Annotated in this window: 20 protein-coding genes and 4 pseudogenes; 20 read left to right on the forward strand and 4 right to left on the reverse strand. The window is 58.9% G+C overall.

The window, feature by feature from the left end; genetic code table 11:
• Window positions 1–157 precede the first annotated feature (157 nt).
• On the forward strand, window positions 158–1,189 hold the full coding sequence (locus tag NKL06_RS12190; RefSeq protein ID WP_023672231.1) for a LacI family DNA-binding transcriptional regulator: 1,032 nt from the start codon (window positions 158–160) through the stop codon (window positions 1,187–1,189).
• Window positions 1,190–1,481: 292 nt separating this feature from the next.
• Window positions 1,482–1,709: pseudogene (locus tag NKL06_RS32745) on the forward strand (IS1634 family transposase); the annotation flags it as partial.
• Window positions 1,710–1,789: 80 nt separating this feature from the next.
• On the opposite strand, the gene NKL06_RS12195 reads toward NKL06_RS32745, so the two are convergent.
• Complete coding sequence (locus tag NKL06_RS12195; RefSeq protein WP_023694281.1) at window positions 1,790–2,815, reverse strand: LysR family transcriptional regulator; 1,026 nt, start codon at window positions 2,813–2,815, stop codon at window positions 1,790–1,792.
• A 237-nt stretch (window positions 2,816–3,052) separates the two neighbouring features.
• Between NKL06_RS12195 and NKL06_RS12200 the strand changes: the two genes are divergently transcribed.
• The 13 genes and pseudogenes from NKL06_RS12200 (at window position 3,053) to NKL06_RS12260 (ending at window position 16,147) form a co-directional block, all read left to right on the forward strand.
• Window positions 3,053–3,646 carry a NodA family N-acyltransferase gene (locus tag NKL06_RS12200; protein ID WP_023694280.1) on the forward strand — a complete coding sequence of 198 codons (594 nt, stop codon included), beginning with the start codon at window positions 3,053–3,055 and terminating at the stop codon, window positions 3,644–3,646.
• A complete protein-coding gene (gene nodB / locus NKL06_RS12205) occupies window positions 3,643–4,302 on the forward strand; it encodes a chitooligosaccharide deacetylase NodB (RefSeq protein WP_023694279.1) in 660 nt (219 codons plus the stop codon). The genes NKL06_RS12200 and nodB overlap by 4 nt, the downstream gene beginning before the upstream one ends.
• 14 nt (window positions 4,303–4,316) lie before the next feature.
• Window positions 4,317–5,675, forward strand: coding sequence for a chitooligosaccharide synthase NodC (nodC, locus tag NKL06_RS12210; protein WP_031210697.1), 1,359 nt, complete (start codon window positions 4,317–4,319; stop codon window positions 5,673–5,675).
• Window positions 5,676–5,688: 13 nt separating this feature from the next.
• Window positions 5,689–6,318, forward strand: a complete 630-nt coding sequence (nodS, locus tag NKL06_RS12215) for a nodulation methyltransferase NodS (RefSeq protein ID WP_023672237.1) — start codon at window positions 5,689–5,691, stop codon at window positions 6,316–6,318.
• Window positions 6,319–6,355: 37 nt separating this feature from the next.
• Window positions 6,356–6,589: pseudogene (locus NKL06_RS12220) on the forward strand (carbamoyltransferase N-terminal domain-containing protein); the annotation flags it as partial.
• 54 nt (window positions 6,590–6,643) lie between these two features.
• On the forward strand, window positions 6,644–7,555 hold the full coding sequence (gene nodI, locus NKL06_RS12225; RefSeq protein ID WP_023685034.1) for a nodulation factor ABC transporter ATP-binding protein NodI: 912 nt from the start codon (window positions 6,644–6,646) through the stop codon (window positions 7,553–7,555).
• A 3-nt stretch (window positions 7,556–7,558) separates the two neighbouring features.
• The gene (locus tag NKL06_RS12230; RefSeq protein WP_023672240.1) at window positions 7,559–8,347 is read left to right on the forward strand and encodes an ABC transporter permease; all 789 of its coding nucleotides are present in this window, start codon (window positions 7,559–7,561) and stop codon (window positions 8,345–8,347) included.
• A 64-nt stretch (window positions 8,348–8,411) separates the two neighbouring features.
• A complete protein-coding gene (locus NKL06_RS12235) occupies window positions 8,412–9,386 on the forward strand; it encodes a LysR family transcriptional regulator (protein ID WP_023685036.1) in 975 nt (324 codons plus the stop codon).
• 398 nt (window positions 9,387–9,784) lie between these two features.
• The gene (locus NKL06_RS12240; RefSeq protein ID WP_352580325.1) at window positions 9,785–11,500 is read left to right on the forward strand and encodes a type I secretion system permease/ATPase; all 1,716 of its coding nucleotides are present in this window, start codon (window positions 9,785–9,787) and stop codon (window positions 11,498–11,500) included.
• A pseudogene (locus tag NKL06_RS12245) lies at window positions 11,475–11,705 on the forward strand (HlyD family type I secretion periplasmic adaptor subunit); the annotation flags it as partial. The gene NKL06_RS12240 and the pseudogene NKL06_RS12245, both read left to right, overlap by 26 nt.
• A 369-nt stretch (window positions 11,706–12,074) precedes the next feature.
• Window positions 12,075–12,866 (forward strand): calcium-binding protein, encoded by a 792-nt coding sequence (locus NKL06_RS12250; protein ID WP_023673926.1) that lies wholly within the window; start codon window positions 12,075–12,077, stop codon window positions 12,864–12,866.
• 445 nt (window positions 12,867–13,311) lie between these two features.
• Window positions 13,312–14,847: a type I secretion system permease/ATPase gene (locus tag NKL06_RS12255; RefSeq protein WP_502903743.1), complete on the forward strand. Its 1,536-nt coding sequence runs from the start codon at window positions 13,312–13,314 to the stop codon at window positions 14,845–14,847.
• Window positions 14,834–16,147: an HlyD family type I secretion periplasmic adaptor subunit gene (locus tag NKL06_RS12260; RefSeq protein WP_023724595.1), complete on the forward strand. Its 1,314-nt coding sequence runs from the start codon at window positions 14,834–14,836 to the stop codon at window positions 16,145–16,147. The genes NKL06_RS12255 and NKL06_RS12260 overlap by 14 nt, the downstream gene beginning before the upstream one ends.
• Before the next feature lie 276 nt (window positions 16,148–16,423).
• On the opposite strand, the gene NKL06_RS12265 is transcribed toward NKL06_RS12260, so the two are convergent.
• Window positions 16,424–16,651 (reverse strand): hypothetical protein, encoded by a 228-nt coding sequence (locus NKL06_RS12265; protein ID WP_023694268.1) that lies wholly within the window; start codon window positions 16,649–16,651, stop codon window positions 16,424–16,426.
• Window positions 16,652–17,184: 533 nt separating this feature from the next.
• On the opposite strand from NKL06_RS12265, the pseudogene NKL06_RS12270 reads away from it, so the two are divergent.
• The 4 genes and pseudogenes from NKL06_RS12270 to NKL06_RS12285 all read left to right on the forward strand — a co-directional run.
• A pseudogene (locus NKL06_RS12270) lies at window positions 17,185–17,412 on the forward strand (helix-turn-helix domain-containing protein); the annotation flags it as partial.
• A 75-nt stretch (window positions 17,413–17,487) separates the two neighbouring features.
• The gene (locus NKL06_RS12275; protein WP_023672248.1) at window positions 17,488–17,724 is read left to right on the forward strand and encodes a hypothetical protein; all 237 of its coding nucleotides are present in this window, start codon (window positions 17,488–17,490) and stop codon (window positions 17,722–17,724) included.
• A gap of 23 nt (window positions 17,725–17,747) precedes the next feature.
• Complete coding sequence (locus tag NKL06_RS12280; protein WP_023672249.1) at window positions 17,748–18,113, forward strand: hypothetical protein; 366 nt, start codon at window positions 17,748–17,750, stop codon at window positions 18,111–18,113.
• Window positions 18,110–18,370 carry a PIN-like domain-containing protein gene (locus NKL06_RS12285; protein ID WP_023694267.1) on the forward strand — a complete coding sequence of 87 codons (261 nt, stop codon included), beginning with the start codon at window positions 18,110–18,112 and terminating at the stop codon, window positions 18,368–18,370. The genes NKL06_RS12280 and NKL06_RS12285 overlap by 4 nt, the downstream gene beginning before the upstream one ends.
• Window positions 18,371–18,384: 14 nt before the next feature.
• Here NKL06_RS12285 and NKL06_RS12290 read toward each other — a convergent pair whose 3' ends face one another.
• Window positions 18,385–18,753 carry a sunset domain-containing protein gene (locus NKL06_RS12290; RefSeq protein WP_084567748.1) on the reverse strand — a complete coding sequence of 123 codons (369 nt, stop codon included), beginning with the start codon at window positions 18,751–18,753 and terminating at the stop codon, window positions 18,385–18,387.
• 777 nt (window positions 18,754–19,530) lie between these two features.
• Here NKL06_RS12290 and hxsD point away from each other — a divergent pair.
• Window positions 19,531–19,884 carry a His-Xaa-Ser system protein HxsD gene (hxsD, locus tag NKL06_RS12295; RefSeq protein ID WP_023694264.1) on the forward strand — a complete coding sequence of 118 codons (354 nt, stop codon included), beginning with the start codon at window positions 19,531–19,533 and terminating at the stop codon, window positions 19,882–19,884.
• Window positions 19,885–20,070: 186 nt separating this feature from the next.
• Here the strand turns inward: hxsD and NKL06_RS12300 are convergent, their stop codons facing one another.
• The gene (locus tag NKL06_RS12300) at window positions 20,071–20,424 is read right to left on the reverse strand and encodes a hypothetical protein (RefSeq protein WP_156939173.1); all 354 of its coding nucleotides are present in this window, start codon (window positions 20,422–20,424) and stop codon (window positions 20,071–20,073) included.

Genomic DNA, 20,424 nt, shown 5'->3' on the forward strand with positions numbered 1-20,424 from the left:
CCTTTCAGTATACCCGGCCGGTTTACGTCTGCAATGATGTTCGTCCAACACGTTGTGCCCATTCGTATGGGGACGTTTTCACTTTGCCACCCGAAACCGAAACGCGTTAGGCGGACAGAGAGCCGGCCCGCGTCAAAAACCAATCAGAATAGGACCTATGACCAAGCGCCCCACAATTGCCGATCTCGCCCGCGAAGCCCGAGTCAGCGTAGCAACGATCGATCGGGTTCTGAACGCCCGCCATCCGGTGCGCGAGGAGACCGCGCGGCGGGTCCACGACGCCGCCCAGGCGATCGGCTATCATGCTGCCGGGCTAATCAAGCAGCGGTTGCGGCGAGACCTACCGCACTACCGTCTGGGCTTCATCTTGAGAAAACCGGCCCAGCATTTCTACCAAGATTTTGCGCGCGAGGTCGAAGCATCGGTCAATTTGGCCCAGTCCTTCCACGGCATTCCGCTCGTCGAATTCGCCCCGTCACATATGCCGAGCGACCTGATCGCGCCGCTCAAGGAGTTGGGCGCACGCTGCCATGCAATCGCGATGGTGGCACCGGACCACCCGAAAATCACAGCAGCGGTTGAGGACCTCAAGGCCAAGGGCATTCCGGTTTTCTCGCTGCTTTCCGACTTCGCCGCCGGCGTGCGACAGGGGTATATCGGCCTCAACAACCGCAAGGTGGGGCGCACGGCCGCTTGGATGGTGTCCAAGGTCGCAAAACGGCCCGGCAAAGTGGCGGTGTTTGTCGGCAGCCATCGTTTCCAGGGTCACGAGCTCCGTGACGTCGGCTTTCGCTCCTATTGCCGTGAGAACGCGCCCACGTTCGAGGTGCTGGATCCGGTCATGAACCTCGAAAAACGGCAGATCACCTACGAGGCAACGCTTGATCTCATGCAGCGGGAGCCCGAGCTCGTCGGCTTCTATGTCGCCGGCGGCGGCATGGAGGGCGCCATCTCCGCGCTCCGAGAAGAGGGCAAAAGTCGGGATCTCGTCGCGATAGTGAATGAAATCACACCTGAGTCTCGGGCAGCGCTCGCAGATAACATCGTCACGATGGCGGTCGCCACGCCAATGCGCCGGCTTTGCCAGGAGCTGATTACGCTGATGACACGGGCTATCGAGACCGGCACCGCTGAAACACCTGGGCAGACATTTCTGCCGTTCGACATCCATCTGCCGGAAAATATATGAAGGCGGAAGCGCGAGGTAGATTGCCTAGATCCGCAGCGTCAACCTCCACCGGCTTCACTTGCCAACATGCCCGAAGTTCTCGTGCAGGGGGGTGTGGTCAATGATCCCGCACGGCAAGAGCCGAGCGAGGCCAGCACAGTCCATTTGGGGCCGACCTCGTCGACCGCCATCTCCTCGCCTGGCTGCACGTGACAAGCCGCGGCACAGCCGGCAAGGTAGGAATTTAACCGGGCTAACCATCTTCTGGGACTTCGCACGCAAATCGAGGCGGCAGTCAATTCAGTAGCAGCCCGGGCGTGTGTTCTGCTCGTTCCGGCCCCTCGCACTTAGCAAGGAACTGCGCCGCTCTGCCGGGCCAAAGGCCCGACGCCCGAAGGGCGACCGCTCCTACGCGATCGCGTCCGCCTCCAGAAGCCGCCATCGAAAAGAATGCTCGCGTCGTCACCACCTACGGCCAAAGCGGGCAATCAAGGCAGCTGGCATCACTCTGCCACACATCCTCGACGAGCAACTCGCCTGAGATCAGCCCCAGAACGTAGGTTACACGCGCCGCGCCGGCGCTTGTCGAACATGCTGATCAGCCTGTATTACAGGCGGTGATTAGGTGGGGCTCAACATCTTCCGGGACTTCGCACGCGATTTCGAGGTGGCAGTCGGTACCAAGAAACGAAAGGTCGGATCGGCGTGCCCGAGACGCTCAATAATTTCAGGCAAAGGCGCCAGGCGAGATGCCTCCTGCAACATCATTTCCCGCATCCACACGCTTGCCGGATCACTATTGTGAAGCTCAGGCCATTGGACGGCTTCCGTGAATGCAGGAGGAGGAAGTGGCGGCGGAAGTTGGACAATCCGCAGGGGTGTTGTTTTTGCGAAATGCTGCGCCAGCCGTAAAGGCATGGTCCCGATGCGGTTGGTGCCTGACAGGACGGGCGGGATCAGGCTAAAGCCCTGTACGACAACTTCGATACGTCTCTCGAAACCGTGCTCGAGCAAATACCATTCCTCCATGGTGGGCTGCCGGGTGTGCCTGAATTTGAGCACAACATGTCCCATGCACAAGTATCGCTCGAATGTAAGTGGCTCCGACAGCTGCTTGTTCGTGCCGCAGCCTACGCCTACGAGCTTATCTTCGAACAGGGCTGCGCGAGGATGTTTCGACATGAACACTTCCGGCATGATCAGAAAATCAACGTCGCCGCGCCGGAGAAGCTCCTCGGGGTCGTCGCAAATAGGCAGACATTCAAAGCGGACGGCGGGAGCTTCCCGCGCAGCGCGCTCTACTATCTTCCTAAAAAATACGAGCGTGATGTAATCGGAAAGCATGATTCGGAAGAGACGATCCGATTGGGCCGGGTTGAAGGCGTCGGGGGAAATAATCGATAGCTGGATGTGCAGCAATGCGTCCCGGACTGCTGGGGCGAGCCCGTCGGCGCGCGGCGTCAAAATGAGCTCGCGGCCGTTCATCGTAAATAGCTCATCGTTAAAATAGGCGCGTAGCCGAGCAACGGCGGCGCTCATGGCCGGCTGGCTCAGGTTGATACTGCGAGCCGCGGCAGTGACTTTACGCTCCCTCATCAGAGCGTCCAGCACCACGAGGAGATTTAGATCCAGCCCTTTAAAACGCATGTCATGTTCTATCCAACGTGTGGATGCGTATCATTCAAACAATCAATTTTACGAATTTACGAGCCATGCATTAGAGGAACGGAAAGTGAGCGACGTCAAGCTCAAATCGACGACACGGGCCGGAACTCGAGAGAGCGTCTGGGTCACCTTCGCCAACGACAACGGCTGAGTGCAGCCACCAACGCCGCTTTGGTCGAGTAATGCGGCCGCAAAAACCAATATGAAGAGAGGTCCTGAATGCGCCATCAGGTGCAGTGGAAGTTGTGCTGGGAAAACGAGTTGCAGCTCTCCGATCACGTTAAGCTCGCCGAGTTCTTTCGTGATACGTACGGGCCGACTGGGGCGTCCAACGCAGAACCGTTCGAAGGTAGTCGAAGCTGGGCCGGAGCCAGGCCTGAACTCCGCGTAATCGCCTATGATTCAAGCGGTGTAGCGGCTCACATGGGCATACTGCGCCGTTTCATCAAGGTCGACGCGGTCGACCTGTTGGTGGCTGAGCTGGGCCTGTACGGGGTACGTCCGGACCTTGAGGGTCTGGGAATCGCCCATTCAATCCATGTCATGCTTCCAATACTGCAGGAGCTTGGCGTTCCATTCGCTTTCGGAACGGTCAGGGACGCGCTGCGGAATCATGTTGAGAGGTTCGGACGGCGATACAGCCCTATGGCCGTTTTGTCGGGAATTCGCGTGCGCTCCACCCGACCAGAGGCCCGCCTCGACCTGCCGCCCACACGCATCGATGACGCACTCACCATTGTTCTGCCAGTTGGACGGCCGATCAGCGAATGGCCCACGGGCACGATGATAGATCGGAACGGACCAGAGCTATGAGCCGGTCCGATTGCTTGTACGAAGTGCGCCGTGAGTGCTCTGACGGCACCGGCCGTCGAAGCGTTTATCTGACGTTTGACGACGGTCCCAATCCACTTTTCACACCGGAGATTCTCGACGTGCTGGCAGAGCAGCGGGTGCCGGCGACTTTCTTCGTCATCGGCGCCTACGCCTTAGAGCACCCAGATCTAATCCAACGGATGGTCGCAGAAGGGCACGAGGTAGGCAACCACACGATGTCTCATCCGGATCTGTACCAATGCGGTTTCGGCGAAGTGCAACGTGAGGTCTTTGAAGCGAACGACGCCATCATGAGAGCGTGCCCGCAGGCCTCGGTCCGCTTTGTTCGCGCGCCCTACGGCGCCTGGAGCGAAGAAGTCTGCACAGCATCACAGATCGCCGGGCTGGAGGCCCTTCATTGGTCCGTCGACCCTCGAGATTGGTCTCGCCCTGGAGTGGGGGCGATTATTGATACAGTGCTCGCCTCTGTCCGGCCCGGCGCAATTGTACTCTTGCACGACGGATGCCCTCCCGGCGAGTTGAGCCAGGGCGCTCACGCCGGCATGCGCGACCAGACGGTCACGGCGCTGTCCCGGCTGATTCCAGCACTGCGTGAGCGCGGATTTGTAATCCGCTCACTTCCTCAACATCACTGAACAAACGAGATCCCATGACTCTTCTTGGTACAACCAGCACTGTGGCCATTTCGCTTTATGCACTGCTCTCGACTGCCTATAAGAGCATGCAAGGGCTTTATGCTATGCCGACAAAGGATTCGTCGGCGTTGGAGGTTCTCGTCGGCTCCGACAAACTGCCCAGCGTGGATGTCATCGTCCCCTGCTTCAACGAGGATCCGCGCACGCTTTCAGAGTGCCTGGCTTCCATTGCAGACCAAGAATACGCCGGAACACTTCGGGTCTATTTGGTTGATGACGGTTCTGGAAATCGCGAAGCCTTAGGAACTGTCCATGAAGACTACGCGCGCGACCCTAGGTTCGACATCATTTTGCTTCCCGAGAATGTTGGAAAGCGCAAGGCGCAGATCGCCGCGATACGCCGCTCATCAGGGGATCTGGTGCTTAACGTTGATTCAGACACGGTACTCGCGCCCGACGTCATTTCCAAGCTTGTACCGAAGATGCGAGATTCAGCGGTCGGCGCAGTCATGGGTCAGTTGACGGCCAGTAACCGAACCGAGAGCTGGCTGACCAGGCTGATAGACATGGAGTACTGGCTGGCTTGCAACGAGGAGCGCGCGGCACAGGCTCGCTTCGGTGCCGTTATGTGCTGTTGCGGCCCATGTGCCATGTACCGCCGGTCTGCGCTCCTTTTGTTACTGGACCAGTACGAGTCGCAATTTTTTCGGGGCAAGCCAAGCGACTTCGGTGAGGATCGCCATCTCACTATCCTGATGCTGAAAGCAGGCTTTCGAACCGAATACGTTCCGAGCGCCATCGCGGCCACAGTCGTTCCGAACAGACTCGGACCGTATCTGCGCCAACAACTCCGTTGGGCACGAAGCACATTCCGGGACACGCTGCTTGGGCTGCGCTTGCTGCCTAGCCTAAATAGCTATCTCACGTTGGACGTGGTCGGACAGAATCTCGGCGCGCTACTCCTCGCCCTATCGGTATTAACGGGCCTCGCACATTTCGCACTGACAGGCACTTTGCCTTGGTGGACAGGACTGATGATTGTGTCCATGACCATGCTCCGATGCAGCGTGGTAGCATTTCGTGCTCGACAATTTCGATTTCTTGGCTTTTCGCTGCACACGTTCATCAACGTCTTTCTCTTGCTTCCGTTGAAGGCCTACGCGCTGTGTACCTTGAGCAATAGCGATTGGCTGTCGCGAAGCTCTGCTGTCGCTACATCGAACACTGGGGGAAAACAGGCCCCCACCCAAGCTCCGATCACTGGTTCCAGCAGGGCAGAACTCTCGCCCCATTTGGCTCCGCTTCGCAGGCTCAATCTTGCGCGGGATTCTTCGGAATTAGTCCTGTCGGACAACATTTGCGGCGACGACTGACCGCAAATACCTAATGGACGAGAGGTGCACGAGTTTGACCCAGAACGTGAATCATCAGTTGCTTGATCGGGAATTGGCCGCCGACGATCCGTGGCGCCTCGACGGCAATCCATTCGAGCGGAAGCGCCACACGCAAATGCTCCAGCTCGCGCTTGCCCAAGGCTCCATTACAAATGCCCTCGAAGTCGGGTGCGCTGCCGGCGCATTCACGGAAAAACTAGTCCCCTACTGCCAAGGGCTCACCGTCATCGATGTCGTGGCGCAAGCGATTGCTCGAGCACGTCAACGGATAAAGGAGCCGTCGCGCATCAACTGGATAGTCTGCGATGTTCAACAGTTTTCGACCGACGAGTTGTTTGACGTGATCGTTGTGGCGGAGGTCCTCTACTACCTCGGAGACATAGCCGAGATGCGCGCGGCCATCAAAAACCTGGTGCGGGTGCTTGCGCCAGGCGGGCATCTGATCTTCGGATCGGCAAGGGATGCTAATTGCCGTCGCTGGGGTCACGCCGCTGGTGCTGAGCCGGTCATGGCCATGCTGAACGAAACGTTGATCGAGGTAGAGCGGCTTGAGTGTCGGGGCGAGTCCGTCAACGAAGACTGCTTGCTCGTCCGTTTCCGGAACCCGATTTCCGCTTCCTGATGAATCTCGAATCTATCGCCGTTAACGTGGAGACACTATGCGCATCTGTGGTACCAAGCTGACCCATGATGGGGCGATCGCCCTGGTCGAGGATGGACGGCTCGTCTTCTGCGATGACCAGGAAAAGCGGCACAACGATCCGCGTTACCAATCCATCGATAATCTCGACGCAATTGTCGCCGCTTTAGCTGAGCAGCGGCTAGATCCTTGTGATGTCGATCAGTTCGTTATCGACGGCGGGGATGACGAAGACGAGTCACAGTTTCAGGTCGGCAGGGAACCAAGCAACCGCCAGTTTTGTCGTCCCTCTCGGTAAAATGAACCCATGTCCATGATAGCGATCGACCTTACTGACGTAAGCAAAACTTATGACAAGCTCGTTGTCGACAGGCTGTCGTTCCGCGTTGCGGCGGGGGAATGCTTCGGGCTCTTGGGACCGAACGGCGCGGGCAAAAGCACGATTGCGCGTATGGTCCTCGGCATGACATCGCCTGATGCGGGGAAGATTACTGTGCTCGGCGCTCCAGTGCCGGCGCGCGCGCGTTTGGCACGTATGCGCATCGGCGTGGTCCCGCAGTTCGACAATCTTGATGCCGCGTTCACTGTACGCGAGAACCTGCTGGTGTTCGGGCGCTACTTCCGGATGAGCAGACGCCAGATCGATGCGGTCATACCATCGCTGCTTGAGTTCGCCCGCCTCGAGAACAAAGCGGATGCGCGCGTCGCCGAACTGTCCGGCGGCATGAAGCGGCGCCTGACGCTCGCGCGTGCGCTCATCAATGACCCGCACTTGCTGGTGATGGACGAGCCGACCACCGGCCTCGATCCGCAGGCCCGCCACCTGATCTGGGATCGGCTGCGATCGCTGCTGGCGCGGGGCAAGACTATTCTTTTGACTACCCATTTCATGGAAGAGGCCGAGCGGCTGTGCGATCGGCTGTGCGTTATGGAGGAGGGGCGCAAGATCGCCGAAGGTCGCCCGTCCGAACTCATTGACGAGCAGATCGGCTGTGACGTGGTCGAGGTCTACGGCGGCAATCCGCATGAACTGGGTGCGCTGATCCGGCCGTACGCACAGCGCATCGAGGTGAGCGGTGAGACGCTTTTTTGCTATGCACCCGATCCGGAGCAGGTGCTGGCGCAGCTACGCGGGCGCACGGGTCTACGCCTTCTGCAGCGTCCCCCCAATCTCGAGGATGTGTTTTTGCGGTTAACCGGGCGCGAGATGGAGGACTGAACAATGGGCGAACGTTATGCGGCGGGCATGCCCGCCAATGCGTGGAATTGGGTCGCGGTTTGGCGCCGCAACTATCTTGGATGGAAGAAAATCGGGCTTGCATCGGTTCTCGGCAACCTCGCCGATCCGATGATCTATCTGTTCGGTCTCGGCTTTGGCATCGGAACAATGATAGGTCCTGTTGAGGGCTCTTCGTACATTGCGTTTCTCGCGGCTGGCATGGTTGCCACAAGCGTGATGGCATCGGCGACCGCTGAAACGGTCTACGGGAGTTTCGGCCGCATGGGCGACCAGCGCACCTGGGAAGGAATGCTATGCACTCAGCTGACGCTCGGCGATATCTTACTCGGCGAATTGGCGTGGGCAGCCACGAAGGCCCTCATGGCGGGCACAGCAATCACTATTGTTGCCACCACGCTCGGCTACGCATCGTGGCCATCCATCCTCTGCTTGCTGCCAGTCATCGCTCTCAATGGCCTCGCCTTCGCGAGTCTAGCGATGGTCGTCACGGCGCTTGCGCCCAGTTATGAATATTTCATATTTTATAATACGCTTGTTATTACACCCATGCTGTTCCTTTGCGGCGCGATGTTTCCGATCAACCAATTGCCCGGCGCTTTTCAGTATGCTGCCTCCTTATTACCGCTCGCACATGCAATCGACCTCATTCGTCCAGCGATGCTTGGCCGTCCGATTGACAAAATGGGCCTGCATATCGGCGCGCTTTGCATATACACAGTTTTGCCCTTCTTCTTTTCGATTGCTCTTTTTCGTCGAAGGCTGATGCGTTGACGCTACTCACCATTCGAATTGAATGTTTGGTCGCAACCCATTCACACGCCGCCTAGATCAAGACATGCGTTTTAAGGGACTCGATCTGAATCTCCTCGTTGTGTTGGACGCTCTGGTCAGGGAACGTAAAGTCACCGCGGCGGCCCGCAGTATCAACCTGAGCCAGCCGGCAATGAGCGCCGCCGTTGCTCGGTTACGCGCCTATTTCAGCGATGAGCTATTTACGATGAGCGGCCGCGAGCTCATTTTGACACCTCGCGCTGAGGGGCTCGCCCCAGCAGTCAGGGAGGCATTGCTCCACATCCAGCTATCGATTATTTCCTGGGACGCCTTCAACCCAGCCCAATCGGATCGTCGCTTCCGGATTATCCTTTCCGATTACATCACGCTCGTATTTTTTAAGAAGATCGTAGAACGTGCTGCGCGGGAAGCTCCCGCCGTCCGCTTTGAATGTCTCCCTATTTCCGACGACCCCGAGGAGCTTCTCCGGCGCGGCGACGTTGATTTTCTGATCATGCCGGAAGTATTCATGTCGAAACATCCTCGCGCAGCCCTGTTCGAAGATATGCTCGTGTGCGTAGGCTGCGGCACGAACAAGCAGCTGTCAGAGCCACTTACATTGGAGCGATACTTATCGATGGGGCAGGTTGTGTTCAAATTCGGGGACACCCGGCAGCTCTCCATGGAGGAATGGTATTTGCTCGAGCACGGTTTCGAGAGACGCATCGAAGTTGTCGTACACGGCTTTAGCCTGATCCCGCCCGTTGTATCAGGCACCAGCCGCATCGGGACCATGCCCTTACGGCTGGCGCAGCATTTCGCAAAAACAACACCCCTGCGGATTGTCAAACTTCCGCCGCCACTTCCTCCCGCATTCACGGAGGCCGTTCAATGGCCTGCGCTCCACAATAGTGATCCGGCAAGCCTGTGGATGCGGGAAATGATGTTGCAGGAGGGATCTCGTATGATTCCTCTGCCTAAGAGCACCGGACGTCTCAGTTGTCCCCAAATTGAGAAACTGCCCCCCCCTCGACTATGAGAGGAGGCATGGATGGCGATCCCCCGCCGCCTGCGACCCCGCAACTGCTCAGCAGAAGGGCGAAGCGAACGAGAGTGAATCCATTTCGTAAATGTGTGCCTATCCAAGCAATCGATTTCTGCAATTGTCCGATGACGAATATGAACGCGCCTGAAGGTGTGGAGGCGGAAGCCTGTTCGGGCCCTTGCGGCCGACCACGATGAATCCCTTCCAAACCTTCAGCCGGACGGTGTTGTTGACCCGCTCCATTAAATGCCAGGACCAAACATATTCGGCGGGAGCACTGATCCTGAACCAGCGAGCGGATGCAGTCGGTTGCCGGTCGGGGAGCAATATAGGGAGCTGGGTCGCCAGCCTCCGGAGACTTACGTGACAACCATTCCTTAAAGGATTCAGCTTTGAGACCCTTCCCTCTGACTTCCGCGATTTGGGGCATTGTGTTGATCAGCGGCGTGGTCAACGTGCTTGCGCTCATCTCGCCGCTGTTCATGCTTCAGGTCTATGACCGCGTTCTGGCAAGTGGCAGCGTATCCACGCTGGTGGGGCTCGTCGTGCTCGCTGCGGGGCTTTATGCGTTCCAATGCCTGCTCGACATTTTGCGCGCCCGCGTGCTGCTGCGGATTGGCGAGCGTTTCGATGGACAGTTTTCCGGACGCGTTCACGATGCGATCGTTCGCCTTCCGCTTTCAACGCGCATGCCGGGCGACGGCTTGCAGCCGCTTCGCGATCTCGACAATGTTCGCGGCTTCTTAGGTGGAAACGGTCCGACAGCGTTCTTCGATCTGCCATGGATGCTGTTTTATCTTGGCATTTGCTTCCTCCTTCATTTCTGGATCGGCATGACGGCACTTATCGGGGCGGTCGGTCTCACATCTCTGACACTCCTTGCCAACACTCTCTCGCAAGGGCCGATAAGCGATACCGTTGCCCACAACATGGCACGCAATGGTCTGCTGCAAGCAGCGCGTTGCAATGCCGAGGTCGTGCAAGCTCTCGGTCTTGGAAAGCGGATCGCTGCCCGATGGCAAAAGGCCAATGCCAAGTTTCTGGCCGCCAACCGGAAAGCTGGGGATGTGGCAGGTGGGCTGGGTGCCATTTCAAAGTCGCTGCGCGTGCTGCTGCAATCGGCCATTCTTGCCGTCGGTGCGTACCTTGTCGTCAGGGAAGAGGCTACGGCCGGGGTCATGATTGCCAGTTCGATCATGATGGGGCGTGCGCTGGCTCCGGTCGACCTCGCCATTTCAAGCTGGAAACCCTTCCTCATGGCGCGCCAGGGTTGGGCGCGGCTGGAGGACCTCTTGGAAAAGGTTCCTGAAACCGCTCCTGTTATGCTAATGCCTGCACCTGAACGCGAACTGCGCCTCGAAAGCGTGACAATCGTTCCGCCCGGCGAAAGCAAGCCGACCGTGACCGGCCTTGCGTTTGCCATTCAGGCGGGAAGCGCACTCGGGGTCATCGGCCCGTCGGGCTCGGGCAAGTCGACACTCTCGCGCGCCATCGTCGGCGCATGGACGCCGGTCGCCGGGAAGGTTCGCATCGACAGCGCAAGCCTCGATCAATGGGACCGGGAAGCACTAGGCCGTCACATCGGCTATCTGCCACAAGGTGTTGAATTGTTCGATGGCACCATTGCCGAAAACATCGCTCGTTTTGAAGATGATCCTGACCCTGAGGCTATTGTCGCCGCGGCGAAAGCAGCGGGCACGCACGAACTGATCCTCCGATTTGAGCACGGATACGAAACTCCGATTGGTGAGGCCGGATCGGCACTTTCCGCCGGGCAGCGTCAGCTTATCGGTCTTGCCCGGGCCCTTTATCGAGACCCTTTCCTTGTCGTGCTGGATGAACCCAATGCCCATCTCGACGCGGAAGGCGAAGCTGCAGTCGTTAATGCGATCGCCTCCGTGCGCGAGCGCAAGGGCATTGCGGTTGTCGTCGCCCATCGGCCGAGCGCCATCCGCGCCGTCGATTTGGTGTTGGTGATGGAAGGTGGACGGCAGCGATCATTCGGTGCGCGTTCCAAAGTCCTGAAGGCCATCGAGTCTACACAGGATCACGTGGCAGAGCGCGCTGACATGGAGGATCCCGGTGTCCGGCATTCATCAGAACAATGACGTTTCGAGTCCATTCGCCGGCACCTGGTGGCGGGCCTTCTGGCGAGCGTGATCTTTGTGGGAGGAGCCGGAGCCTGGGCGACCTTCACGAATCTCTCCGGTGCGGTTGTAGCGTCCGGACACTTTGTCGTCGTTTCCTAGTGAGAAGATACAGCACCCGACTGGCGGGGTGGTCGGAGAAATCCTGGTGAACCCGGCATTTCGTACTACCTGGTGCGCCTGTCGGTTCCGATCTCGGCTCGCGCGAACGCGCTCCCTAACGTTCCATTGCTCGCAATGGGCAGTGCCGGCGCGACTCGGCAACACAGCCCCATGCCCGTTCTTCCGAGGGCGGCCCAACCAGGACGACCGGTTGCCAAGTTTTCCTGGACCGTTCTTTGAGTGTGAATATTCGGGCCGATTGCCTGGGGCGTGTCCCCGCCGCCTGCGAGCCCGCAACTGCTCAGCAGAAGGGCGAAGTGAACGAGAATGCATCCATTTCGTAAATGTATGCCTATCCAAGCAATCGATTTCTCCAATTGTCCGATGACGAATATGAACGACTCAGGCAGGGGCATCATTAGGAGTATTTTCAATGGCAAAGATTATCGAAGGTGGCCCGGGTTCCGAAACACTCCTCGGCACCGAGGGTGTTGACTGGATCGAGGGTTACCAGGGCGGTGACTGGCTTGACGGTCGTGGCGGCAACGACGAGATCTCGGGTGGCGCGGGCAGTGACCGAGCCATCGGCGGCGAGGGTAACGACCGCATCTTCGGCGGAGATGGCTGGGACGATCTCTCCGGCGACAACGGCCGCTTCAACGCGCGCGTCTCCGGTGAGGACAATGACAGGCTCAGCGGCGGACCCGGCCAGGATGTCCTCTACGTGGGTGACGGCCAGGACACGTTGACCGGGGGCAGCGACAGTGACACGTTCGTGTTCCAGTTCCACAATCCGGTGCCTGGGGTTGTCGGGTCGACGTCGGACATTACCACTATCACCGATTTCAACCCGGCGGAGGACAAGTTCGCCTTCGATGCGGTAGGCCTCTACAACGACGGTTTTGGCGCGAACTTCGTCAACAACGCCAGCATACAGTCCGGCTACCCGGTGAGCAGCTTCTACAGCGGTGCGGCGTCGGGTGCGAACGGCGAACACGTCGTGGTGATCACTGGTGAATCTTTCAACTCTGCTAATGAGGCGGCGAGTGCGATCTCCGGCGAGCACGCCGGCGACATCATTGTCTACCAAAGCAGCTACACTGACAGAGTTGCAACTCTGGCCTATGTCACCGCCGACGGCAGCGCGCACGAGTTCGCCCACCTGGGCGGTGTAGTCACCGTGGCCGACCTAGGCCTGACCGCGTCGGACTTCACCTTCGTTTGATCCAGAAAACCCATGCGGAACCGCGCCCGCCCCGCCCCCCCGGGCGGGCGCTTTCCCGTCCGTTTCCGCTACTTGCCATGGGCCGGGGCGCCTGGGAGCAGTCAGCGTGTACAGTGACGAAGCCCTGCGCGTCGCGCTGGTCGTGGACCGAAATCTCCTGAAGGTGTGGAGGCGGAAGCCTGTTCGGGCCCTTGCGGCCGACCAGGATGAATCCCTTCCAAACCTTCAGCCGGACGGTGTTGTTGACCCGCTCCATCAAATGCCGGGACCAAACATATTCGGCGGGAGCACTGATCCTGAACCAGCGAGCGGATGCAGTCGGTTGCCGATCGGGGAGCAATATAGGGAGCTGGGTCGCCAGCTGCGGAGACTTACGTGACAACCATTCCTTAAAGGATCAGCTTTGAGACCCTTCCCTCTGACTTCCGCGATTTGGGGCATTGTGTTGATCAGCGGCGTGGTCAACGTGTTTGCGCTGATCTCGCCGCTGTTCATGCTTCAGGTCTATGACCGCGTTCTGGCAAGTGGCAGCGTATCCACGCTGGTGGGGCTCGTCGTGCTCGCTGCGGGGCTTTATGCGTTCCAATGCCTGCTCGACATTTTGCGCGCCCGCGTGCTGCTGCGGATTGGCGAGCGTTTCGATGGACAGTTTTCCGGACGCGTTCACGATGCGATCGTTCGCCTTCCGCTTTCAACGCGCATGCCGGGCGACGGCTTGCAGCCGCTTCGCGATCTCGACAATGTTCGCGGCTTCTTAGGTGGAAACGGTCCGACAGCGTTCTTCGATCTGCCATGGATGCTGTTTTATCTTGGCATTTGCTTCCTCCTTCATTTCTGGATCGGCATGACGGCACTTATCGGGGCGGTCGGTCTCACATCTCTGACACTCCTTGCCAACACTCTCTCGCAAGGGCCGATAAGCGATACCGTTGCCCACAACATGGCACGCAATGGTCTGCTGCAAGCAGCGCGTTGCAATGCCGACTTGCGCCTGCAGGTGCAATCGGCCATTCTTACCGTCGGTGCGTACCTTGTCGTCAGGCAGGAGGCTACGGCCGGGGTCATGATTGTCAGTTCGATCATGATGGGGCGTGCGCTGGCTCCGGTCGATCTGGCCATTTCAAGCTGGAAACCCTTCCTCATGGCGCGCCAGAGTTGGGCGCGGCTGGAGGACCTCTTGGAAAAGGTTCCTGAAACCGCTCCTGTTGTGCCTATGCCTGCACCTGAACGCGAACTGCGCCTCGAAAGCGTGACAATTGTTCCGCCCGGCAAAAGCAAGCCGACCGTGACCGGCATTGCGTTTGCCATTCAGGCGGGAAGCGCACTCGGGGTCATCGGTCCATCGGGCTCGGGCAAGTCGACACTCTCGCGCGCCATCGTCGGCGCATGGACGCCGGTCGCCGGGAAGGTTCGCATCGACAGCGCAAGCCTCGATCAATGGGACCGGGAAGCACTAGGCCGTCATATCGGCTATCTGCCGCAAGGTGTTGAACTGTTCGACGGCACCATTGCCGAAAACATTGCTCGTTTTGAACATGATCCTGACCCTGAGGCTATTGTCGCCGCGGCGAAAGCAGCGGGCACGCACGAACTGATCCTCCGATTTGAGCACGGATACGAAACTCCGATTGGTGAGGTCGGATCGGCACTTTCCGCCGGGCAGCGCCAGCTTATCGGTCTTGCCCGTGCCCTTTATCGAGACCCGTTCCTTGTTGTGCTGGATGAACCCAATATCCATCTCGACGCGGAAGGCGAAGCTGCAGTCGCTAAGGCGATCGCCTCTGTGCGCGAGCGCAAGGGCATTGCGGTTGTTGTCTGCCATCAGCCGAGCGTCATCCGCGCCGTGGATTTGGTGTTGGTGATGGAAGGTGGACGGCAGCGATCATTCGGTGCGCCTTCCAAAGTCCTGAAGGCCATCGAGTCTACACAGGATAACGTGGCAGAGCGCGCTGACATGGAGGATACCGGTGTCCGGCATTGATCAGAACAATGACGTTTCAAGCTCCATTCGCCGCCACCTGGTGGCGGGCTTTCTGGCGAGCGTGATCTTTGTGGGAGGAGCCGGAGCCTGGGCGAACTTCACGAATCTCTCCGGTGCGGTTGTAGCGTCCGGACACTTTGTCGTCGTTTCCTATGTCAAGAAGGTGCAGCACCCGACTGGCGGGGTGGTGGGAGAAATCCTGGTGCGCGAAGGCGATAAGGTAAAAGCCGGCGACATCCTCATGCGGCTCGATGCCACCCAGGCGCGCGCTAATCTCGCCATAGTCACCAAGCGGCTCGATGAGCTGGCCGCCTACCTAGCTCGACTCGATGCTGAGCGTGACGATCTCGCGGAAATCCCCTTCCCGGACTGGCTACTCGCCCGAAGAGATGTTCCGGACGTAGCTTCGGCAATAGATAGCGAGACGTTGCTGTTCGAATTCCGCAGGCAATCCCGCGACGGGAAGCAGGCGCAATTGGCGGAACGCATTACTCAATATCACCACGAGATCGAAGGACTCAAGGCGCAGGAAATTGCCTGTGAAAAAATGATCGAGGTTCTCCAAAAGGAAATTGCTGTTCTAAGTGGGCTGCGCAACCAAGGCATTGTCTCGGACCAACGGTTGAACAGCCTGAAGATCCAGGTTGCCACTTTCGGTGGCGAACGCGGTGAGAAGATCGCAGATCAGGCACAGACGGCAGCCCGCATAGCCGAAACGCGCCTGCAGATCCCGCAGATCGATCAGGATTTCAAGTCGGAAGTGGGCCAGGAGCTCAGAGAGGTTCAGGCGCAGGTCGGGGAGTATGTTGAGCGCAAGGTGGCGGTTGAACAGGAACTGCGGCGGATCGATATCGTCGCGCCGCAGTCAGGCACCATTCAACAACTCGCAATTCATACGGTCGGCGGAGTGATCACGCCCGCCGATCCGATCATGCTAATCGTGCCGGAAGGCGACGATCTTGCGCTTGAAGTACGAATCACCCCGAAGGACATCGACCAAATCCAGCTTGGTCACAAGGCCGTGCTGCGGATGTCAGCCTTCAATCTGAGAACCACGCCGATATTGAACGGATATGTCAGCCGGATCGCAGCCGATCTGGCGACGGATGAAAAAAACGGCATTTCGTACTACCTGGTGCGCCTGTCGGTTCCGCAGGCGGAACTGACGAAGCTCAAGGGCCTGACGCTCGTGCCCGGTATGCCGGCCGAAGCGATGGTCCAGACGGGTGAGCGTACGGCGCTTTCCTATTTCGTGAAGCCGCTGTCGGACCAAATCAGTCGGACATTCCGGGAGGAATGAAATAACCCACAGGAATCTATTGTTGCTATTTCTGTTGGTTGTCCGCATGCTATGTGCGTGGTAAGATCTGAAAGCACAGACATTTCCTACTTGCCTCTGGGCACCGCTTGTTTCTGTAATATTCAGCTGATGTTGCACCATGTTGCAACTGAGTATCCTTGGTTTCCAACGGTTTTACTGGTGCGCGGCTGATGGACGCGACATGAAACGCGACATGAAAAACCCGCCACCAGCCGCAGCGGGCTGTTCGTTTCTCTTCTGCGGAATGAAAGTCAGTCAGTGCCGCGTGGCTGACATCGCCTCGATCATATCCCAAGCCGCATCTCGGTTTCGGTGCTTGCCGGGAATGGGGACCCAGCACTGCTTCGCAAAGATCCGAGCTTCTAGATCGTCAGGATGCGTATCGGTCACAAGCGCCGCCCAGTCCCACTTCCGGGCTTCGCGGCGCATCACGTCGACCACAAACCAGCCGGAAGGCGGTCGATCACCTTCGGTCGTTCGCATGGCAGTTTCCTTCTGAACGAAAGATCATTGCCGTTCACTCAGCGGCCTGAAGTCAACGCCGACAGTCTGCAAGACGAGCAGCGCACGCGTGGCTGGCGAGGGCACCGTTTCCCATGTCGGGCTACAACTCTCGGTCATCGTAGCGGGAAATGGTAATGCGCCGCAAGAGTGTTGCAGGGCACGAGGGCTGTTTGGCGGTAGGGGTTGCGCTCGCGAGGGTAGATGTCGCGCATAAGCAGCAGACGTTCGAAGAACAGCCACTCACTGTAGGCTTGCAGCAGTTCCTCCTCGGAGGGCAGAGGCGCCGGTTGCGGCGAGACATGCGCCGCGGCCGCGCCTCTTATGGCCGGAATAGAGGCGATGGCACCGAGCAGGGCGCGGGAAAATCTTCTAAAGGGAAGGCAGCGGCCATAGCTTCGCCGGCCTCCAGAAGAGGGGTGTTAGGCATTTGGGTCTGCATTTGCGATAACGTTGCACTAATGGTATCAGGCTGCACGTATCGTACAGTCACTTTAATGTAAGGTTTAACTAAAATGACACTTTCGCCATCTCAATGCCGGGCAGCCCGGGCGCTTGTTGGATGGTCGCAGGATCAGCTGGCAGCGGCCTCCCAGGTGGCCAAGACGACCATTGCCAATTTCGAAGCTGGCAAGCGGACGCCATACGACCGCACGTTGGTCGACCTGCAGGCCGCTCTGGAGGCTGCCGGGGTTGAGCTCATTCCGCAGAATGGAGGAGGCGCCGGCGTGAGGCTCGCAAAGCCGTAGCCGGGCCGGCGCTTGCGTTCGCGCTCAACCGACGCGAAGCTGCCTTTTGAGGAACGGGAGGGCATACGTATGGCAATCAGATATCGGGCGACGACAACGATCCGGCTCAACACGGATGGCAAATGGGGTGCTTGGATGTTGATCGTGTCTCCGCTGGTGCAGGCGATTAGCTGGTACTACTATTTTGCGAAGCCGGACTATGGATGGCTCGGCCTTATTGCCCTCACCAGCGTGACAGTGCCCTGCGGCTTCGTGCTGCTACTGATCGGCCGCGACTATGACAGTATCGTAGACGAGACGAACTGACGCCTCGCCGATGGAGCGGCGCGATGCCCAAGGACAATACGTCTGGCATGCAGCGGGGGGAGGAAGACCTAGGCTGGCGCGTCCCGATGGGCTTTGCCGCGTCGCTCTGGCTGCATTCCTGCATAGAGCGGACGTTCAAAGACCTGGATATCGAGGATGACGCGGTGGCGCGCTGGCGGCCCTTCAATGGCAAGCAGTCCATCGTGATCGACCCCCATCGTTCGTTCGGTCAGCCGATCGCCTCCAAATATGGCGTCCCGACCGTGGCGCTTGCGCAAGCTGTAGAAGCCGAAGGATTTGTGGAAAAGGTGGCGCGCCTTTTCGATGTCTCAGCTACCGCTGTTAGAGACGCCATGAAATTCGAAGAGAGCCTTCAGAGTGCCGCGTGAAAGCCCTGGTCGACGAAAACCTGTCGCCCGCTCTCGCCCGTTCGCTAAATGCCCTGTTCGCCGGGGAGCATGAGATCGTCAATATCAGAGAGAAGTTCGGCCCCGGCGTGAAAGATGTGGCCTGGATCGCCCAGCTGAGCACGGAGGGGGCGTTGGATCGTCATCTCTGGCGATCGACGCATTACCCGGAACTCGCGGGCGGCGCGATGTTCGAACTTCCAATAAAGAGCACGCGCATCGAGCAACTGAAGGTGTAGTCTAAAGGCAATCGCTACACTTTCGCTTTCCGCCAGCCCGCCCACCACGCTTCCCATTGTGAGCAGAACCAGCGCTCTCCTCGAGCTGGGTTGACGCGCGTAGCAGAGTAATATTCCTGCCCCGGCATATGGTAGATATGCTCGCCGCGCTCGTTAATGTTGCCCTTGATATCGCAGCCCTCCTCGCGGACAGCCGCGTTGCTGGCCGACGAATCGCCGCCATGGTGAACGCGCGGCAGCTCGTGCCGATCGTCGCCGACTGCAAGATAGCCCGCGGAAGTCGCCCCGAGCATCACCAGAACGGCGGCGAGACGATAGCGGAAAAGCAAGCGCCACCAAGGCCGTCGCCTCTGCAACCTCCTGGCATGAACAGAATTGCCCATGATCCCTTCCCCGAGGCGAGAATGCATCGTCTGAAGCCGGGAGTCCAGTATCAGGCCGCAGCGCTGTAGCCCGCTTCCTTGATGCGGCGCCCGCGACGCTCAGGCGCGAGACATGGTCGGCACGACCGCTTCCCTCCTGATGGTGGCGCTTGGCGCCTGGCCCTATCGCTCCCGTGAGAGTAGGCCAGGAGGTCAGGCAGCGTGGCATGTAGGACTATGGTCCGCGTTGCGGCGAACCCCATCAAGCGGAGATCGCCAATGGCCCAGAACCAAACCTTCCGAACAGCTGTCTCGGGCTGAAATCCGAGCGCTTTCTGGCGGCAGCCGAAGCGGCTGCAAAAGAGCATCGTCGGGCCGCTTCTGCGATCGATTGCGCTCAGAAGACGGACCCCGTCAACTCCACAATACAAGTATTTGACCCGGAACATTAGTGGTCCCTTAAGCACTTCTCCACAAGCGGTACTTGTCCGGCTTGGCGCGTTTTGCTAATGAGTCCGTACAAACGGGGGTTTGGATAATGTCGAAACGCAATTTCCTGTCACCAATGGCCTTGTCGGCCACGATGATTCTCGGCGGCCAAGTTCAGGCTGCAGTCCTTGTCGAATCGGCAAATCAGCCTTCGGCCAAGCTCGCTGAAGCTGGCACTGTCCCGGCGGACCTCGGCTACGGTGAGGTGCTAGATCGCTCAAATGGTACGGACGTTATCATGGCGTACCACACCAGCCATTCGAGCCATGCTAGTCACGGGTCTCACTGCTCTGGCTACAGCTATTGTTGATGGCGGACACCCCTCGCGAGAGCGAGCTCGTCCAGACTGCCCAAGTCAAGTTTGATCTGTCAGTCTTCAGCCTCGACTGTGTAAAGCGCGCAGCGTATCGGGTAACCGGCAACGCTGCGGTTGAGATCACGATCGAGGGCGGCTTCGCAGTATGCACGATCAACTTCAGCAAGGCGGCCGCGCGAACTTCGGCCGACGCAGCGGTAGAAAGACTGCGGCTAGAGGTCTTGGATCAGGACCTGCGTAGCAGCATCGCCGCCGAAACCGCCACTGTTAGAAACGCGATACTGGCGCTTGCGTTCGAGAGAGCGGACGGAACTGGTGAGCGCTTTGTCGAACCCCGGAAGCAGTGAGCATCTTTGGGCATTGGACCTTGCCGACCTGCGCAAGGAGTTTGGAAAGTTTCGTCAAGAGCGCGGGACAACGCCCCTTGAGTGGGACGAGCACACCGAAGCTGTTCCTTGAAGAACGACGGGAACGCCGCCGGGAACCGGATTTGTCCGAGCCGTTGGGGAATGGCTAGGCTAGCGTCGCGATCATCATTCACCTTCCGGCGTGGGGGTCTTGTTGTCAGCCTTCGAACGCATGCACACACACCCCCCGGAACTTTTGCCGGGTCGCCGTGTTCGTTGGTGATGACGAAAATTGTTGACCTTGGACCGCCTAAGCCCGGCAAGCCACATGACGCTGACTGGCCGGAGCATTTCCATGCGTGCCCCATCTGCGGCCAGCAGGTAGACCGACACGACTTCCGGCAGGTGATGTGGCACGAGCAGCCCGATCACGAGCCGCTCGATCTCAACCAATAAAAAGCCTGCCGCCCTTCCGGCCGCGCGGGCTGACGACAGAGACGTCACACCGCAAGCCTCACCAGCAATGGAACAATCGGCCAT

It is taken from the genome of Mesorhizobium sp. C268A, from assembly GCF_040324475.1.
Lineage (GTDB): Bacteria > Pseudomonadota > Alphaproteobacteria > Rhizobiales > Rhizobiaceae > Mesorhizobium.

Excerpts from the sequence above, each read along its gene's own strand:
- NKL06_RS12190 (WP_023672231.1), top strand. The coding sequence starts at position 158 with ATGACCAAGCGCCCCACAATTGCCGATCTCGCCCGCGAAGCCCGAGTC.
- NKL06_RS12195 (WP_023694281.1), bottom strand. The coding sequence starts at position 2,815 with ATGCGTTTTAAAGGGCTGGATCTAAATCTCCTCGTGGTGCTGGACGCT.
- NKL06_RS12200 (WP_023694280.1), top strand. The coding sequence starts at position 3,053 with ATGCGCCATCAGGTGCAGTGGAAGTTGTGCTGGGAAAACGAGTTGCAG.
- nodB (WP_023694279.1), top strand. The coding sequence starts at position 3,643 with ATGAGCCGGTCCGATTGCTTGTACGAAGTGCGCCGTGAGTGCTCTGAC.
- nodC (WP_031210697.1), top strand. The coding sequence starts at position 4,317 with ATGACTCTTCTTGGTACAACCAGCACTGTGGCCATTTCGCTTTATGCA.
- nodS (WP_023672237.1), top strand. The coding sequence starts at position 5,689 with ATGGACGAGAGGTGCACGAGTTTGACCCAGAACGTGAATCATCAGTTG.
- nodI (WP_023685034.1), top strand. The coding sequence starts at position 6,644 with ATGTCCATGATAGCGATCGACCTTACTGACGTAAGCAAAACTTATGAC.
- NKL06_RS12230 (WP_023672240.1), top strand. The coding sequence starts at position 7,559 with ATGGGCGAACGTTATGCGGCGGGCATGCCCGCCAATGCGTGGAATTGG.
- NKL06_RS12235 (WP_023685036.1), top strand. The coding sequence starts at position 8,412 with ATGCGTTTTAAGGGACTCGATCTGAATCTCCTCGTTGTGTTGGACGCT.
- NKL06_RS12250 (WP_023673926.1), top strand. The coding sequence starts at position 12,075 with ATGGCAAAGATTATCGAAGGTGGCCCGGGTTCCGAAACACTCCTCGGC.
- NKL06_RS12265 (WP_023694268.1), bottom strand. The coding sequence starts at position 16,651 with ATGCGAACGACCGAAGGTGATCGACCGCCTTCCGGCTGGTTTGTGGTC.
- NKL06_RS12275 (WP_023672248.1), top strand. The coding sequence starts at position 17,488 with ATGGCAATCAGATATCGGGCGACGACAACGATCCGGCTCAACACGGAT.
- NKL06_RS12280 (WP_023672249.1), top strand. The coding sequence starts at position 17,748 with ATGCCCAAGGACAATACGTCTGGCATGCAGCGGGGGGAGGAAGACCTA.
- NKL06_RS12290 (WP_084567748.1), bottom strand. The coding sequence starts at position 18,753 with ATGGGCAATTCTGTTCATGCCAGGAGGTTGCAGAGGCGACGGCCTTGG.
- hxsD (WP_023694264.1), top strand. The coding sequence starts at position 19,531 with ATGGCGGACACCCCTCGCGAGAGCGAGCTCGTCCAGACTGCCCAAGTC.
- NKL06_RS12300 (WP_156939173.1), bottom strand. The coding sequence starts at position 20,424 with ATGGCCGATTGTTCCATTGCTGGTGAGGCTTGCGGTGTGACGTCTCTG.